Source organism: Kineosporia sp. NBRC 101677 (assembly GCF_030269265.1).
Taxonomy (GTDB): Bacteria; Actinomycetota; Actinomycetes; order Actinomycetales; family Kineosporiaceae; genus Kineosporia; species Kineosporia rhizophila.
In genome coordinates, this window is the sequence record NZ_BSTA01000005.1 from 352,109 (window position 1) to 368,805 (window position 16,697).

The window sequence follows — 16,697 nt, forward strand, 5'->3', positions numbered from 1 at the left end:
TGTCGGCAGGCGGAGGGGGGATCTTGAGCCGGTTACCTACAGCGGGATGTTCTTGTGCTGGCCGCGGGTGGCGGGGTGTGCGCCGAACGTCTCGATCAGCTTGCGGCGGGTGTCGTGCGGCTCGACCACCTCGTCCAGCACGCCCAGGGCGAGAGCCCGGTTCACGCCGCCGGCCTCCCGCTCCTGCTGCGCGACCAGCTCGGCGAGCAGGGCCTCACGGCCCTCGGGCGCGACGGCGGCGAGCTTCTTGCGGTGCAGCACCTCGACCGCGGCCTGCGCCCCCATCACCGCGATCTCGGCGTTCGGCCAGGCGAAGTAGGCGGTGGCCCCCAGCGAGCGGGAGTTCATCGCGATGTACGCGCCGCCGTAGGCCTTGCGGGTGACCAGGGTGACCCGCGGGACCGAGGCCTCGGCGAAGGCGTGCAGCAGCTTGGCGCCGCGGCGGACCACGCCGTTCCACTCCTCGCCCACGCCGGGCAGGTAGCCGGGCACATCGACCAGGACCAGCAGCGGGATGCCGAGCGCGTCGCACATCCGCACGAAGCGCGAGGCCTTCTCGGCGCTGATCGAGTCCAGGCAGCCGCCCTTGCGGATCGGGTTGGTGGCGACCACGCCGACCGTGCCGCCGCCGAGCCGGCCCAGGCCGGTGACCACGTTGGGGGCCCACTTCGCCTGCAGCTCGAAGAAGCCCGAGCCGGCCTCACGGGTGTGCTCGGCCGGGTCGAGCACGGCGTTGATGATCGGGTGCACGTCGTAGGCGCGGCGGGGCGAGTCGGGCAGCAGGGCGCCGAGGTCCTCGCCGGGCATCCCGGGCTCGGGGGTGAAGTGGCCGGGCCGGCCCAGCAGCGCCACCAGGTCACGGGTGCGCAGGTAGGCGTCGGCCTCGTCGTGCGCGCTGACGTGCGAGACGCCTGAGCGCCGGCCGTGCGCCTCGGGCCCGCCCAGGCCGTCCATGTCGATCTGCTGGCCGGTGACGCTGCGCACCACGTCGGGGCCGGTGATGAACATCCGGGCGGCCGGGGCCATGATCACCACGTCGGTCAGCGCCGGGCCGTAGGCGGCGGCGCCGGCCGCCGGGCCGACGATCACCGAGATCTGCGGGACCTTGCCCGAGGCCCGGGTCATCGCCGCGAACATCTCGCCCACGCCGTTCATCGACTCGACGCCGTCGGCCAGCTTGGCGCCGCCGGAGTGCCAGACCCCGACCACCGGGCAGTTCTCGGCCACGGCGGTGTCGGTGGCCTCGACGATCCGGTCGGAACCGGCCTGCCCGAGGGCGCCGCCCATCCGGGTGGCGTCGGTGCAGAAGGCGATCACCTTCACACCGTCGATCTCACCGCGCACCACCTGCACCTCGACGTGCCCGGCCGCCCCAGCAGCCGCGTCGGCCGCCGAGGGGTTCAGCGGCTCGAAGCGCCCCTCGTCGAAGAGCTGCCCGAGACGCCGGAACGGGTCACGGAGATCACCTGCGGGAAGAGTGTCAGTGACTGCCATCGTCCGGATCCGCTCCCTGGGTCCACTGGCTCTGGTAAAGGTTGTGGTACAGGCCCTTGCGCCGGATCAGCTCCTCGTGCGAGCCCTGCTCGACCACCCGGCCGGCCTGCATCACCACGATCGTGTCGGCGCTGCGGATCGTCGAGAGCCGGTGCGCGATCACGAAACTCGTGCGGCCGGCCTGCAGGCGGGCCATCGCCTCCTGGATCAGCACCTCGGTGCGGGTGTCCACGCTGCTGGTGGCCTCGTCGAGGATCAGCACCCCGGGATCGGCCAGGAACGCCCGGGCGATGGTGAGCAGCTGCTTCTGCCCGGCCGAGATGTTGGTGGCGTCGCTGTCCAGGACGGTGTCGTAGCCGTCGGGCAGGGTGGAGACGAAGTCGTCCACGTAGGCTGCCTTGGCCGCGGCGGCCACGTCCTCGTCGGAGGCGTTCTCGCGCCCGTAGGCGATGTTCTCCCGGATCGTGCCGTGGAACAGCCAGGTGTCCTGCAGCACCATCCCGAAGGCCGAGCGCACCTGGTCGCGGGACAGCTCGCGGTAGTCCACGCCGTCCAGCCGGATCGTGCCGCTGTCGATCTCGTAGAAGCGGATCAGCAGGTTGACCACGGTGGTCTTGCCGGCCCCGGTCGGGCCGACGATGGCCACGGTCTGCCCCGGCCTCGCCTCCAGGTCCAGGTCCTCGATCAGGGGGACGTCGGGGTCGTACCGGAAGCCCACGTTCTCGAACCGGATGCTGCGGGCCTCGGTGCCCACCGGCGTCCTCTGGTTCCGAAGCTCTTCGTCGGCGGCCAGCTCGGGCTGCTCGGGGGTGTCCAGGTACTCGAAGACCCGGTCGGCCGAGGCGATCCCGGACTGCAGCATGTTGATCTGCGAGGCGACCTGGGCGATCGGGGTGGTGAACCGCTTGGAGTACTGGATGAAGGTCTGCACCGCGCCGATCGTGATCGCCCCGGAGGCGACCTGGAAGCCGCCGAACGCGGCCACCGCCACGTAGTTCACGTTCCCGATGAACATGGTCACCGGCAGGATCACCCCGGACAGCCACTGCGCCCGGAAGCCCGCGTCGCGCAGCTTGCCGCTGCGCTCGGTGAAGTCCTCGACCACCGACTCCTGCCGGCCGTAGGCGGCCAGCAGCTCGTGCCCGGCGTAGGTCTCCTCGACCTGGCCGGTGAGTTCGCCGGTGCGGTCCCAGTTCTCGACGAAGTGCGGCTTGGCCTGGATCGCGATGAACGCCGCCACGACGATCACGATCGGCAGGGTGAACAGCGCGACCAGGGCCAGCGGCGGCGAGATCCAGAACATCACCGCCGTCACCCCGACCACGGTGAGGAAGTTGGTCAGCAGTCCGCTGAGGACGTCCTGGAGGCTGGTGGTGAAGTTGTCGATGTCGTTGGTGACCCGGCTGAGGATGTCACCGTGCGGGTGGGTGTCGAAGTACTTCAGCGGCAGCCGGCCGAGCTTCTCCTCGGCCTCCTCGCGCAGCCGGTACACGGTGCGCTGGACCACGCCGATCAGGATGTGCGCCTGCACCCAGTTGGCCACCGCGCTGAGACCGTAGGCGGCGCCGGTCCAGGCCAGGATCCGGCCCAGCTCGCCGAAGTCGATACCGACACCGGCTATGAAGTCGACACCGGAGATCATCTTGGCGAGCTGCTCGTTGCCGCCCAGGCGCAGCAGGCCGAGGACCTCGTCCTTGCTCATCCCGGCCGGGGCCTGGGCGCCGACGAAGCCCTCGAAGATCGTGTCGGTGGCCTTGCCGAGCAGCCAGGGACCGGCCACCAGCAGCGCCACCGAGAGGGTGGTGAGCAGGGTGATGGCGATGACCTGGGGACGCTCGGGGGCGAGCAGACCGGCCACCCGCCAGACGGTTCCGCGCTGCGACTTCACCGCCGCGGGTGGGGGCGGCAGCAGCGGAGCGGGTGACTCGGGCGGGGTCTGCACGGTGTCGCTCACGCCGCCGCCCCCGCCCCGAGCTGGGAGGCCACGATCTCCTGGTACGTGAGGCAGGAGGCCAGGAGCTCGTCGTGGGTGCCGATCCCGTCGACCCGCCCGTTGTCCAGGACGATGATCTGGTCGGCCTGCATGATCGTGCTGGCTCGCTGAGCCACGATGACCACCGTCGCGTCGGTCGTTCCTGCTCGCAGGGCGGCCCGCAGCCGGGCGTCGGTCGCCGCGTCCAGGGCCGAGAAGCAGTCGTCGAAGAGGTACAGGCGGGGACGCCGGACCAGGGCCCGGGCGATGGCCAGGCGCTGGCGCTGGCCACCGGAGAAGTTCACGCCGCCGCGCTCGACCCGGGAGTCCAGGCCGTCGCGCAGGGCAGAGACGAAGTCGTGGGCCTGGGCGATCTCCAGGGCCTGCCAGAGCTCGTCGTCACCGGCCTCGGGCCGGCCCAGCCGCAGGTTGCCGGCGATCGTGCCGGCGAACAGGAACGCGGTCTGCGGCACCAGGCCGATGCCGGCGCGCAGGTCGGCGACCGGCTGGGCGCCCACCTCCAGGCCGTTGACCCGGACCGAGCCGCCGGTGGCGTCGAGCAGCCGGGGTATCAGCCGCAGCAGCGTGCTCTTGCCGCTGCCGGTGCCGCCGATGATCGCCGTGGTGCGGCCCGGGTGGAAGGTGAGGTCGATGTTGTGCAGGACCGGGCGCTCGCTGCCGGCGTAGCCGAAGTCGACGTTGCGCAGCTCGACCAGGCCGGTCTCGGCGGAATCGGGCTGCGGCCGCTGGGGAGAGGGCGGGTCACCGATCGCCGGGACCGTGTTCAGCACCTGCAGGATGCGGTCGGCGCTGGCCGCCGCGCGCGGCACCATCGCCAGCACCGCCACCGCGATCACCGTGTAGATCAGGATCGCCAGCAGGTACAGGATGAACGCGGTGAGGTTGCCGATCTCCAGGCTGCCGTCGGCGATCTGCTTGCCGCCGAACCAGATCACGCCCACGCTGGCCAGGTTGGTCACGCCGGTGGCGACCGACAGGACCACCGCGAAGAGCCGGCCGGAGCGGATCGAGACGTCGGTGACCTCGGCGTTGGAGACCTCGAAACGCTCGCGCTCGTGCGGGGTGCGCAGGAACGCCCGGGTGACCCGGACGCCGGAGATCTGCTCGCGCATCACCTGGTTGATCCGGTCGCTGCGCTCCTGGACCTCGCGGCCCATCGGCAGCAGCCGCAGCACCACGATCACGGTCAGCACCAGCAGCACCGCGATGGTGGCGATCAGCACCGGGCTCAGCCGGGGCGCCTCGCGCACCGCCATCACGATCGCCCCGCCGCTGGTGAACAGGGCGATCAGCAGCATGCTGAGGGCGAGCTGGACGAACAGCTGGATCTGCTGGACGTCGTTGACGCTGCGGGTGGTCAGCGAGGAGACCTCGAAGCGGCTCATCTCGGCCGCCGAGAACGACTGCACGCGGCGGTAGATCGCGGTGCGGATCCGGTCGGCCGTGCCCGCCGCCACGTAGGAGGAGACGTAGGTGCAGATCACCGCCACCACGCTGAGCACGATCGAGACGATGAGCATGCGCAGGCCCATCTTCCAGATGAAGTCGTTGTCGCTCTGGACCACACCGTCGTCGATGATGTCCGCGTTCAGGTTGGGCAGGTAGAGGTTCCCGGCCGCCTCGATCGCCTGCAGGACGACGACGGCGACGAGCAGCCAGGCGTACGGGCGCATGTAGGTACGGAGCAGACTGACCATCAGGTGTCTTCGTCCTGTGTTCGTCGCGTGTTCGTCGCGGAGCAGGCGGTCGGGCGGCCGGGCAGTTCCCTACTGGGTCTTGCCGGGTCTTGCCGGTTCTTGCTGGGTCTTGCTGGTGCCTACTGGGCGGCCGGGGCCGTCTCGACGATCTCGCCCTCGAGGACGTCGTCCTTCTTCTTCACGGCCGGCACGGTCAGGCCGGGGACGCTGAGGTCCTCGACCGTCCTGACCGCGGCGAGCGCGTTCTCGATGGCCTCGGCCAGCGAGGGCGAGACCGTGTCGTCGAAGTCGAGCTTGGTCACCGTGACCTCGGCGTCGGTCGGCAGCTGGTCGGTGCCGAGAACGGCCTCCTGGCAGCCGGCCTCGCGCAGCGCCGCGGCCTCGTCGTCAGTGATCTCCCGGTTGAGAACCAGCGAGAAAACGTGTCCCACCGCTCATCACCCCTTCATGTCTGGGTTCTGGATGTCAGATGCTGATCGGCTGACTGGCCGGCACGCCGCCGCGCCGACGCGCGGTCCGGGTGCCGACGACAATCAAGGCCGGTGAACGCTTTTCACCGGGCGAGCTGGACCCTAGCCGCAGGCCCGCCGCCGCGACAACGATGCGTGTTCGACTGCCGCGTTGCAGTTGAACACGCGCGGCGGCGGACTTTCAGGAGCGGTACCAGCGCCCGAGCCAGAGCATGCCCTGCCCCTCCCGGCTCTCCGGCGTCTCGGGTGTCTCGGGCTGGGCACCGGCCAGCTTGTTCACCGCGTCGAGACGGGAGACCGCGCCGAGCTTGGCGAAGATGTTGCGCAGGTGCCGTTTGACCGTGGCCTCGGTGAGGGCCAGCCGGGAGGCGATCTGGCCGTTGCTGAGGGCCTGGCCGACCAGGGCCAGCACCTCCAGCTCACGGGCGGACAGGCCGGCCACCCGCTCGGTGGTGGGCCGGGGCCGGGCGGCGGCCTCGAACCGCAGCGGCGGGTTCACGTCGATCCGGCGCACGCTGTCCTCGGAGACCCCGAGGACCAGCAGCTGCCGGTCCTCGCGGACCGCCCGGATCGCCGCCAGCAGGTCGTGCCGCTGGATGCTCTTGAGCAGGAAACCCCTTGCCCCGGAGGCCAGCTGAGCCCGGATCAGGGTCGGGTCCTCGTTCGGGGCGAGGACGATCACGTCGGCCGAGGGGGCGGCCGCGCGCAGGCGCAGCACGTCCTTCTCGGCCTCGTCGGCGGGGGGCTCGACGTCGAGCAGGATCACGTCGGGGTGGCAGCGCCCGGCCAGGTCGAGCGCCGCCTCGCAGTCGGCGGCGTCGGCGACCACCCGCAGGTCGTCGTGCCCGGTCAGGATCGCTCGCAGCCCGTCCCTGAGCAGGGCGTAGCGGCCGACGATCAGCACACTGGTGCGTGGTGCGGTGGAGCGCATCGGAGTGCTCTTACTTCCGTTCATTCGGTGCTCAGGCCCGTGCGGGACGAACCAGGTTGTGGAACAGGTGTTTCCGGCCTGCGCTGCTCGGCGGCCGGGCCCCCGACAGACAACCAGCCCGGCCTCAAGCCGGGCCGTCCTGCCGGTGAGCAGCAATCAACATTCTTACGACATCGACGCGCACCCCTGCACCCCTGACCTCGCGAGCCGCTGCGGGACCACCGGGCAGTGTGCCGTGAGGACATTCGGATGCATAGTCGTATCGATTCCGGACGGCCGGAGGTATCGAAAGAAGTATGGGAAACACGCGGTCCCCGTGCGTCCCCGCCCGAGATGAATGAAAGTTAACGGACAACCGAATGATGGGGGCGTAACATTGCTTGGTGTCATTTCGCCCGGTTAATGTCCCGTTCCATTGCGGTCGTCGCCTCCTGAACGTGTCCTGAAGCCGACGCAGCCTGTGTGCCGCGGGTCACAGCTATTCGATTGAAACGGGTTCCCTCCAGCCCGGGAAAGGAAGTCTCGATGCCCCTGAACGTCGCATCGACCGATATTTCCGTCGCCGATTCCGGGCTGGGTAATCCGGTCTTCGACTCCGCCGAGGCGATCGAGAGGCTTCCGGTCCAGACCTTCCCGCTCTCCCGCCTGGAGCCCGGCCGGCCGGTGCGCGGGATCGGCACCGACCAGGCCCACGTGCAGCTGCTGGCCGAGGTGGCCGGCGGCACCGAGCTGCCGCCCCTGCTGGTGCAGCGCAACGGCTCGCGGATCGTCGACGGCATGCACCGCTACGCCGCGGCCCGGCTGCGTGGTCAGGCGGAGATCCGGGTGCGCGTGGTCGACTGCTCCGACGAAGAGGCGTTCATCCTCGCGGTGCGCGCCAACACCTGGCACGGCCTGCCGCTCAGCCGCACCGACCGGATGGCCGGGGCCCGGCAGATCGTCACCTGGCACCCGGACTGGTCGGACCGCTCGATCGGGGTGGCCACCGGCCTGAGCGCCAAGACCATCGCCGGGATTCGCCGCCGGATGTGCGACAGCTCCACCCCGCAGGAGGGAAAGCGCCTGGGCCGGGACGGGAAACGGCGCCCGCTGACCGCCGCCGAGGGCCGCCGCCGGGCCGCCGAGTACATCCTCGCGCGCCCCGATGCCTCCCTGCGCGAGATCGCCCGGGAGGCCGACGTGGCCCCCGCCACCGCCCAGGACGTACGCGCCCGGATCCGCCGTGGGGTGGACCCGATCGCCACCGGGCGCGCCGCCGCGGCCGAGCGCGCGGCCGAAGGCAACGGTGTCAACCCGACCACCGGCCGGCCCGGCCGCCCCGGTCTGCCCGGCCGTCGCCCCGCTCCCTCGATGACCCCGGCGATGCCGGCCGCTCCCGGCGCCCCGGCGGGCCTGCGGGCCGGGCGTCAGCCCAGCTGGCCTGCGCTCTCGCCGAAGCTGGCCAACGACCCGGCCCTGAAGTACACCGACAACGGCCGCGCCTTCATGAGCTGGATGGTCATGCACGTGATCAATTCCGGGGAATGGCGGGACTTCGTGGAAACCGTTCCGCCGCATTGGCTCGGCGCCCTCAGCACGGTCGCCGACAAGGCCGGTCAGGAATGGATCGAATTCGCCGAGGAATTGCGGCGCAGAAGAAGTGGAATGGAATACAGCCCCGGAATCGGCAGCGGATCCTGAACCACATCCGGACCTGATGCGCAAGCTGCCGGAATCGGGGAACCGGCCGACGTGGTGAACCCCACACGTTCAACCGGCCACGGGGCAGTTGAACACTCCCCCTAGCATCGCCTTATCCCGCGCTTCACCCCTCTTTACGCATCGACTTCCCTCTGACCTGATCTGGAGTGGGCATGTCCTCCCAGCCCTCCGGCGCCCCCGAGATGTGGCTCCGCCGTTACCGTCCCAGCAGTACGGCGGCCGCCCGGCTGGTGTGCCTGCCCCACGCCGGCGGGTCGGCCTCGTTCTTCGTCCCGGTGGCGGCCTCGCTGAGCCCGCACACCGACGTGGTGGCCGTGCAGTACCCCGGACGCCAGGACCGGCGCGCGGAGCGCCCGATCCCCGACATCGCGGTGCTGGCCCAGCACGTGCACCGGCTGCTCAGCCCGATGACCGACCTGCCGCTGTTCCTGTTCGGCCACAGCATGGGCGCCTCGCTGGCGTTCGAGGTGGCCCGCCTGCTCGAGGCTTCCGGCCACCCCGGCCCGGCCCGGGTGTTCGCCTCCGGCCGCCGCGCCCCCTCCGTCTACCGCGAGGAGCGGGTGCACCAGCTCGACGACAACGGCCTCCTGGCCGAGATCCGCAGCCTGGACGGCACCTCCGCGCTCGTGCTGAACGACGACGAACTGATGCGGGCCGCACTTCCCGCGCTGCGCGCCGACTACCAGGCCGCCGAGCTCTACCAGGGCGAGCCCGGCGCCACGATCAAGGCCCCGGTCACCGTGCTCACCGGTGACGCCGACCCCAAGACCTCCCTCGACGACGCCAAGGCCTGGGCCGACCACACCACCGGCGACTTCGACCTGCAGGTCTTCCCCGGCGGCCACTTCTTCCTGACCGACCAGACCGCCGCCGTGATGCGCCTGCTGGAGCAGCAGCTGCGCGGCTGAGCAGCTCGTCCGCCCGATCAGACGAACGATGGGAAAGCCATGAAGAAGACTGTGATCGCCCTGGTCGCGGTCGCCGCGAGCGCGGGCCTGGCGGCCGGGGCCTTCTACCTCTCGCCCGCCTCCGCGGACTCCGACAGCGAGAACGCGCTGGCCGAGCTGTCGGCCGGGCCCGAGGTGGACTACGTCCCGCCGCCGATCCAGTGGGGTGCCTGCACCGACGTCCTGCCGACGCTGGTCAGCCTGGGCGCCGAGTGCGGATTCCTGACCGTGCCGCTGGACTACGCCGACAAGGACGGCGAGAAGATCAAGATCTCGGTGTCCCGGGTGAAGGCGACCGCCCCCGAGGACTCCTACCAGGGCGCGATGGTGGCCAACCTCACCTCGGCCGGGGCCTCCGGTGTGGGCCAGTCGGCCTGGGGGCAGCTGCTTCCCGAGAACACCCGCGCCGACTACGACTGGTACGGCTTCGACGCGCGCGGCGTGGGCACCAGCCAGCCGGCGCTCAGCTGCGACCCGAACGTCAACGCCTACGACCGGCCCTCGTACATCCCGGCGAACCAGAAGGAGATCAAGGCCAACATCAAGCTGTCCGAGGACTACGCGAAGGCCTGCGCCGACTCCGGCAGCCCGCTGCTGGAGCACGTGCACACCACCGACATCGCCAAGGACCTGGACAGCCTGCGCAAGGCGATCGGCCGCCCGCAGCTGAACTACTACGGCTACTGGTACGGCGCCTACCTCGGCCAGGTGTACAGCACCCTGTACCCCAACCGGGTACGGCGGATGGTCCTGGACAGCGCGATCTCCGAGGAGAACGCCTGGTGGGGCTTCAACTTCGGGCAGAACGAGCCGCTGGAGCAGAACCTCACCGCGTTCAGCGAGTGGGTGGCGAAGTACGACAGCGTCTACCGGCTGGGCGGTACCGCCGCCGAGGTGCGCAAGAAGTACGACACCACCCTGGCGGCGCTGAAGAAGAAGCCGGCCGAGGGCAAGTACGGCTCGGCCACCTGGAACGAGATCTTCCTCCTGTCGTACAACACGGGTAACTGGAACACCCTGGCGATGGCGTTCTCCACCTACGTCAACGACCAGGACACCACCCGGCTGAAGGAGATCTTCGACGCCAACTACCCCACCACCAGCGACAACCTCTTGGCCATGCAGTCGGCGATCTCCTGCTCGGACGCCCCCTGGCCGGCCGACTGGGACACCTGGCTGGAGGAGTCGGAGAAGAGCCAGAAGACCGCGCCCTTCGCCACCTGGGTGAACACCTGGTACTTCGCCCCCTGCCAGTCCTGGCCGGTCAAGGCCGACAAGGCGTTCGACGTGGACGGTTCGAAGGCCCCGCCGACGCTGATGCTGATCGACACCACGATCGACGCGAACACCGAGTACTCCAGCGCGCTGGAGGTCCGCAAGGACTTCCCCAAGGCGGTCCTGGTGGAGAGCAGCGGCTCGGTCCCGGCCGACGGCACCTCCACCACCTGCGTGGGCGGCGCCCTGGTCAACTACCTCAAGGTGGGCACGCTGCCCGACCGGGTCGAGGGCGACCAGACCGACGTGGTCTGCCCGGCCAACGACCTGCCCGCCCCCGGCGGCGGCACCGCCGGCACCGGCGCGGTGCCCGGCTTCGCGCCCAACGTGAACTGACCGAAACCCGTTTTCCAGCATCAGCAGCTGGGGTCGCCGGACACCCGGCGGCCCCAGCTGCCGTATTTCACGAATGGTGGTAAGTCATGACCGCGACATGCCCCTACTCCCCCGAAGACGGGGCCCGGCCGCCCGAGTGCGACGACCGCAAGTCCGCCGAGCTGGTCTCCCGGAAGCTGGTGGTCGGTCCGGAGGCGCGGGTGATCGGCGGTTTCGGCCTGGTGCGGGAGCTGCTGCGCAGCAACCTGACCCGCCAGGCCGGGGTCGGGGCCGACGGTGAGGTGGTGCCCGACCCGACCTACACCTCGGTCTTCTTCCTCGACGGCGACGCGCACAAGCGCAAACGCCAGGCCATCTCCCAGTTCTTCACGCCCAAGGCGATCAGCACCCGCTACCGGGTGGTGATGGAGGAGACCAGCGACCAGCTCCTGGGCCGGCTGCAGGCCAAGGGCCGCGGCCGGCTCGACGAGATGAGCTTCGAGCTCGCGGTCACCGTGGCCGCCCAGATCGTCGGGCTGACCGAGAGCGACCAGAGCGCCATGGCCAAGCGCATCCAGGCCACCCTGGTCGGCGTGCGCCTGCCCCAGATGGCCTGGTGGCAGAAACCTTTCGGCCGGGTGCTGACGCTGGCCCACGGTCTGCGGTTCCAGATCATGGACGTCGGGCCGGCGGTGAAGGCGCGCCGGGCCGAGCCCCGGATCGACGTGATCTCCCAGCTGATCGAGGAGGGCTACTCCGAGCAGGGCATCCTGATCGAGTGCCTGACCTACGCGGTGGCCGGCATGGTCACCACCCGCGAGTTCATCGTGATGGCGGCCTGGCACCTGTTCGAGAACGACCCACTGCGCGAGCGGTTCCTGCAGGCCGGTGAGGCCGAGCAGATCGCGATCCTGGAAGAGATCATGCGGATCGACCCGGTGGTCAACGTGATCGCCCGCCGCACCACCTCCGACGCCGACCTGGCCGACGGTTCGGTCGAGCAGGGTGAGCTGCTGGTGCTGAACCTGCGCGAGGCCAACGTGGACGAGGCGATGGTGGGCGAGTGCCCGCACATGCTCGACCCGGACCGGGCCAAGCGCCGGAAGATCAACTCCTACCTGAGTTTCGGCGACGGCGCCCACCGCTGCCCGGGCGCCCAGATCGCCCTGAACGAGACCCGGGTCTTCCTCGACCGGCTCCTGCGGGTTCCCGGGATCCGGCTGCAGCGCCGGCCCGACCTGGACTGGACCGCCGAACTGCTCAGCTACGAACTGCGCAACGCCGTGGTGGTCTGCGACCGCCCCTGAACCGCCAGAGATTTCCAACAAAGGACGAGTGTCCCCGCACCTTGAGCGCAAGGTGCGGGGACACTCGTCCTTCGTTCTGAACCTACGGGATGGTGACCGACATCAGGCCGATGCACATCTCGTCGCTGCTGCCGTCGCCGTAGACCACGTAGCGCGGCGGAAGCATCTTCAACTGGGGCAGTTTCGAGCGCAGTGAGGCGTCGTGCGTGCAGGTGACCCGCACGGTGTCGCCGGGGCCGACCTTGACCGGCTCGGGCAGCGCCACCCGCTGCTGGTTGTCGAAGTCGAACACCGGCACGTCGAGCAGGGTCTGGGCCTTCGCCGTGCCCGGGTTCAGCTCGACCTTCAGCGCGGCGCCGAGCAGGTGCATGTGGCCCCGGCCGGCGTAGACCGTCATCTCCATCGGCACCTGGGTGTCACAGGACTGGGTGTTGCCCGGCTTCACCTTGCCGCCGGTGCACTGCGCCACCAGACCCGGCTCGATCGCCGCCAGCTCGGCCCCGAAGCGCTCCGAGACGTCCTTCAGCGAGGCCTCCCGGTCGCACAGCGGCCCGGACTCCTCCTTGGTGCAGGGCAGCTCGATCGGTGCCATCAGCGGCACGTTGTACAGCGGCTTGGTCTCGGACGTGCCGTCGGACAGCCGCAGCCGGATGCCGGAGCGGTCCTCCGCACCCTCCTTGCCCCCGGTGGCCAGCAGGTTGTAGTGCACCTGGAGCACCAGCAGGCTGCCCGGCTGCATCTGGAACCCGACGTCCTGGGTGAGCAGCGACTCCTTGCCGTTCGGGGTCCAGGTGTCCACCCAGGCCGACTCCCCGGCCTGGCCGCGCACGCCGTCGGTGCCGAAGCACTGCCAGCCCTGGCCCTCGTCGTCGGCGTCCTTCTGCCGGGCGGCCGCCACGTTCGCCGGGTCGACCAGGTAGACGTTGGCGTGGTGCACGATGTCCTTGTTGGACGGCGCGAACTGGGCGCCGATCAGGAACTCGGGCTTGGCCAGGGCGGGATCGACCAGGAAGCACCGGTAGTCGTCGGTGCCGCCGTTGACCGCCTGGGGCGCGTAGGCCTCCTGCATCCCGATCTCCAGGAAGCGCTCACCGTTGCGCAGCGCGACCTCGGGGGCGGGGATGCCGGGGTGACCGTGGGCACTCGCGCTGCTGGTGCTGCCGGCGCTGTCTGCGCTCGAGGCGGAGGGCGAGCTGCCGGCCACCGCGGCCTCCAGCTCCTCCGAGCCCGTGTCCGAGCCGCAGGCCACCAACGCCAGCACGCCCACCAGCGCACCGGCCAGCAGGCCGAGCCTGACCCGGGCCTTCTCACGTTTCGTCATTCCAACCTCAATCCGGGATGTATCCGGGAAGTGCCCGGGCAGTGCATGATCTGAGCATGATCTGAGTACGGGTCACCGGTGCGCGGCGACCACCCGACGACGGGCAGCACGAAACCGTTCGATTCACTGCGGATCACGGCGATGGTAACGAGCCTTCTCACGCCGTCCGAACGCGTTCAACTGCGCATTCCCCGCAGTTAAACGCCCTTTCGAAGCACAAGGAGACTTGCGGTGAACACTTCGGGCCTGTCGTACGGCCGGGTGATGACCCCGATCGAGTGGCTCTACCTGGGCATGGGGCCGAACGTCATCCAGCACGTCTTCGAGGGAACCGGCACTCTCGACCTGGCTACCTTCACCGAGGCCTTCACCGAGGCCGTCGCCGTCGCTTCCCAGGCGTCTCCGGGTATGCGCCTGGTGCGCAAGGGCCGCCGCTGGGCCGACTCCGGTGAGCCCTGGCCGGTGCGGGTGCTCGAGCTGGCCGAGGGTGAAGAACTGCTGGAGCACCCGGACCTGCAGACCACCCTGATGGAGGGCGGGCCGACCGGTGAGGTGCTGCTCGTGCCGGGCGCACCGTTCCGCCTGGTGTTCCGTGCTTTTCACGGGGTCACCGACGCGCGCGGCCTGCTGCTGTGGGCCGCCGACATCTTCCGGGTGCTGCGCGGCGAGGCACCGCTCGGCGCGCGTTCGTCACTGAACAGCGACGAGTTCCTGACCTCGGTGTTCGGTGCCGAACTCCCGCCGATCGGCAAGCTGCCCGATACGCCGCGCTACCCCACCACCATGGCCGCGGTGCCCTCCCGCAGCGGGCCCCGGCACGGCCTGGTCTGGCGGCGGCGCAGCATCGACGGCATCTGCTCGGCCCCCACCGCCCGCGTCATGGCCGCCCTTTCGGCGCTGTGCGAGCCGAATGCGCCGTCCGAGTTCATGATCTCGGTCGACCTGCGCCGCCACCGGCCGGAAATGCGCTCCACCGCCTGGCTCTCGCAGGTTCTGCCGCTCACCGTCGCACCCGGCGCCGACTGGGAAGAGGTGCACTCCGACCTGTTGCGGGCCCTGGCCGAGAACCGGGAGGTACCCTCGCGCACCGCCGCCACCATGCGGCTGCTGCCGCTGCCGGTGGTCCGTTCGCTGCACAACACCCTCGAGGCCGGTGCCACCAAGAAGCACCGCTACCTGGCCACCGCCATCGTCACCAGTCTGGGCCACGTGCCCTTGGAGGAGTACACGGCCGAGGGCTTCCGGGCCACCGCCATGTACACCCTCGGCTCGCTGGTCTGGGCCGCTCCCCCGAGCGTCGACGTGGTCGAGACCGCCGGGCGCACTGAGCTGATTGTGACCTGGCGCGACGTGCCGGGCGCGGGTGAGAAGCTCGAGGAGCTTCTCGACGTACTGGTCGAGGCGCTCTCACCGGCCGCCGACCGGCAACAGCCCGCCAACCAACGCACCGCTGACTGGCCGTTCCACCCGAACGTCGTGGAAAGCGTCCGCAAACAGGCTCTTTCAACACCAACGGCGGTCGCTCTCTCCGAGATGGACGGCGCCGACGTCACATACCAGGAACTGAGCGAACGGGCCGATGCAGTGGCCACGCACCTGCAGGGCCAGGGCGTGGGCCAGGGCGACGTGGTGGGTGTGCTCACCGAGCGCACCCCTGCCGCCATCGCCGCCATGCTGGGCGTTCTGCGCGCCGGGGCGGCGTACCTGCCGCTCGACGTGCAGAACCCGGACGCCCGGCTGCGGGACCTGCTGGAAGACACGTCCGCCCGCATCTGCCTGGCCCAGAAACCGTTCGGCGACCGCAAGTGCTTCCCCGACGACTGCCAGATGGTCGACCTCGACGAACTGCCGGCGACGGCGGTCTTCGAGGACGTGGAACTGCGCGAGAACGACCTGGCGTACGTGATCTACACCTCCGGCTCGACCGGCAAGCCCAAGGGCGTGCAGATCGAGCACGGCGCCCTGATGAACTACCTGCACTGGGGTCTTTCGGAGTTCGGGGTCACCGCCGACACCCGGCTCCCGCTGCTCACGTCGCTGTCGTTCGACGTCACCGGCACCTCGGTGTTCCTGCCCCTGATCAGCGGCGGCACGGTGGTGCTGATGCGCGAGCAGCCCAATCACCTGTCGCTGCGCAAGCTGCTCACCACCACCGGATCGACCATGCTCAACCTGACCCCCTCACACCTGGAACTCATCGGCCGCCTCGACATCGCCCCGCCCGGGTTCCGCAGCATCGTGGTGGTCGGCGAGGCGCTACGGCTCGAGGTGGCCGCGCGGGCGCAGGAGATGTTCGGCGCCGAGTGCCGGATCATCAACGAGTACGGCCCGACCGAGGCCACCATCGGCATCACCTCGCACGTGTTCGACCCGGTGCTGGACGCTGAACGCAGCACGGTGCCGATCGGGGTTCCGGCGCCCAACACGCAGGTGCATCTGCTCGACCCCAGTGGACGTTTCGTGCCCACCGGCGAGGTCGGCGAGATGTACCTGGCCGGTGCCCAGCTGGCCCGGGGCTACCTGGGCCGGCCCGACCTCAACGCCGAGCGCTTCCCCACCCTGGTCGACGGCACCCGGCTGTACCGCACCGGTGACCTGGCCCGCTGGCTGCCCTCGGGCGGGCTGGAGTTCCTCGGCCGGATCGACGACCAGGTGAAGATCCGCGGGCACCGGGTCGAACCGGCCGAGATCGCCTCGGTGCTGGAGGAGCACCCGCAGGTCTCGCGGGCGGTGGTCGTGCCCCGCTCCGGGCCCACCGGCAAGGTGCTGTACGGCTATGTGCTCAGCGACTCCGAGGTCTCGGCCGACGAGTTGCTGGCCTTCGCCGGTGAGCGGCTGCCCGCATACATGGTTCCCGCTGCGGTGATTCAGGTTCCGGCCATTCCGTACAGCATCAGCGGCAAGGTGGATGCCCGAGCTCTGCCCGATCCGCTGGCCTCTTCGGTGGAGGCGCCGGTCGACCGGGGTGGCGACCAGGTGGAACTGGGGGTCGCGAGCGTGTGGTCGAAGGTGCTGGGGGTGGAGGCCGACCGGATCGCTTCGGATGCGGACTTCCATCACCTCGGGGGTGACTCGGTGGCCCTGCTGAACATGCTGGCCGGCGTGTGCCGGGAGGTGCTGCCCGCAGCGGCTGAAGACGAGTTCATGGGGCGGCTGGGCGAAATCGTGGCGCGGCCGACGCTGGCGAACGTTTCCGACGTGGCCCGGGAGGTGGGGGCGCTCGAGCGGGTGTAGCTGCATCGGCGC

The 16,697-nt window shown here is 70.1% G+C and carries 11 protein-coding genes; 5 read left to right on the forward strand and 6 right to left on the reverse strand.

Features of this window, described 5'->3' with window-relative positions; genetic code table 11:
• Positions 1-36: 36 nt before the first annotated feature.
• The 5 genes from QSK18_RS17595 to QSK18_RS17615 form a co-directional block, all read right to left on the reverse strand.
• A complete protein-coding gene (locus QSK18_RS17595) occupies positions 37-1,503 on the reverse strand; it encodes an acyl-CoA carboxylase subunit beta (RefSeq protein WP_352396583.1) in 1,467 nt (488 codons plus the stop codon).
• A complete protein-coding gene (locus tag QSK18_RS17600) occupies positions 1,481-3,448 on the reverse strand; it encodes an ABC transporter ATP-binding protein (RefSeq protein ID WP_285620522.1) in 1,968 nt (655 codons plus the stop codon). The genes QSK18_RS17595 and QSK18_RS17600 overlap by 23 nt, the downstream gene beginning before the upstream one ends.
• Positions 3,445-5,184 (reverse strand): ABC transporter ATP-binding protein, encoded by a 1,740-nt coding sequence (locus QSK18_RS17605; RefSeq protein WP_285620525.1) that lies wholly within the window; start codon positions 5,182-5,184, stop codon positions 3,445-3,447. The genes QSK18_RS17600 and QSK18_RS17605 overlap by 4 nt, the downstream gene beginning before the upstream one ends.
• 119 nt (positions 5,185-5,303) lie before the next feature.
• On the reverse strand, positions 5,304-5,615 hold the full coding sequence (locus QSK18_RS17610) for a hypothetical protein (protein WP_232812097.1): 312 nt from the start codon (positions 5,613-5,615) through the stop codon (positions 5,304-5,306).
• A 220-nt stretch (positions 5,616-5,835) separates the two neighbouring features.
• Positions 5,836-6,609, reverse strand: coding sequence for a LuxR C-terminal-related transcriptional regulator (locus tag QSK18_RS17615; RefSeq protein WP_232812098.1), 774 nt, complete (start codon positions 6,607-6,609; stop codon positions 5,836-5,838).
• Between the two features lie 501 nt (positions 6,610-7,110).
• Between QSK18_RS17615 and QSK18_RS17620 the strand changes: the two genes are divergently transcribed.
• The 4 genes from QSK18_RS17620 to QSK18_RS17635 all read left to right on the forward strand — a co-directional run bounded on the left by QSK18_RS17620 (position 7,111) and on the right by QSK18_RS17635 (position 12,130).
• The gene (locus tag QSK18_RS17620) at positions 7,111-8,265 is read left to right on the forward strand and encodes a ParB/RepB/Spo0J family partition protein (RefSeq protein WP_285620530.1); all 1,155 of its coding nucleotides are present in this window, start codon (positions 7,111-7,113) and stop codon (positions 8,263-8,265) included.
• A 173-nt stretch (positions 8,266-8,438) separates the two neighbouring features.
• A complete protein-coding gene (locus QSK18_RS17625) occupies positions 8,439-9,194 on the forward strand; it encodes a thioesterase II family protein (RefSeq protein ID WP_232812100.1) in 756 nt (251 codons plus the stop codon).
• A gap of 39 nt (positions 9,195-9,233) precedes the next feature.
• Positions 9,234-10,844, forward strand: coding sequence for an alpha/beta fold hydrolase (locus tag QSK18_RS17630; protein ID WP_285620538.1), 1,611 nt, complete (start codon positions 9,234-9,236; stop codon positions 10,842-10,844).
• Between the two features lie 86 nt (positions 10,845-10,930).
• Entirely contained in the window at positions 10,931-12,130 is a 1,200-nt protein-coding gene (locus QSK18_RS17635) for a cytochrome P450 (protein WP_285620541.1), read from the forward strand.
• A gap of 82 nt (positions 12,131-12,212) precedes the next feature.
• Here QSK18_RS17635 and QSK18_RS17640 read toward each other — a convergent pair whose 3' ends face one another.
• A complete protein-coding gene (locus QSK18_RS17640; RefSeq protein ID WP_285620544.1) occupies positions 12,213-13,451 on the reverse strand; it encodes a monooxygenase in 1,239 nt (412 codons plus the stop codon).
• A gap of 231 nt (positions 13,452-13,682) precedes the next feature.
• Between QSK18_RS17640 and QSK18_RS17645 the strand changes: the two genes are divergently transcribed.
• On the forward strand, positions 13,683-16,685 hold the full coding sequence (locus QSK18_RS17645) for a non-ribosomal peptide synthetase (protein WP_285620546.1): 3,003 nt from the start codon (positions 13,683-13,685) through the stop codon (positions 16,683-16,685).
• The last annotated feature ends 12 nt before the right edge of the window (positions 16,686-16,697 follow it).

Bases quoted from the DNA above. Each gene is read 5' to 3' on its own strand.
- QSK18_RS17605 (WP_285620525.1), bottom strand. From the start codon at position 5,184: ATGGTCAGTCTGCTCCGTACCTACATGCGCCCGTACGCCTGGCTGCTC.
- QSK18_RS17615 (WP_232812098.1), bottom strand. From the start codon at position 6,609: ATGAACGGAAGTAAGAGCACTCCGATGCGCTCCACCGCACCACGCACC.
- QSK18_RS17620 (WP_285620530.1), top strand. From the start codon at position 7,111: ATGCCCCTGAACGTCGCATCGACCGATATTTCCGTCGCCGATTCCGGG.
- QSK18_RS17625 (WP_232812100.1), top strand. From the start codon at position 8,439: ATGTCCTCCCAGCCCTCCGGCGCCCCCGAGATGTGGCTCCGCCGTTAC.
- QSK18_RS17630 (WP_285620538.1), top strand. From the start codon at position 9,234: ATGAAGAAGACTGTGATCGCCCTGGTCGCGGTCGCCGCGAGCGCGGGC.
- QSK18_RS17635 (WP_285620541.1), top strand. From the start codon at position 10,931: ATGACCGCGACATGCCCCTACTCCCCCGAAGACGGGGCCCGGCCGCCC.
- QSK18_RS17640 (WP_285620544.1), bottom strand. From the start codon at position 13,451: ATGACGAAACGTGAGAAGGCCCGGGTCAGGCTCGGCCTGCTGGCCGGT.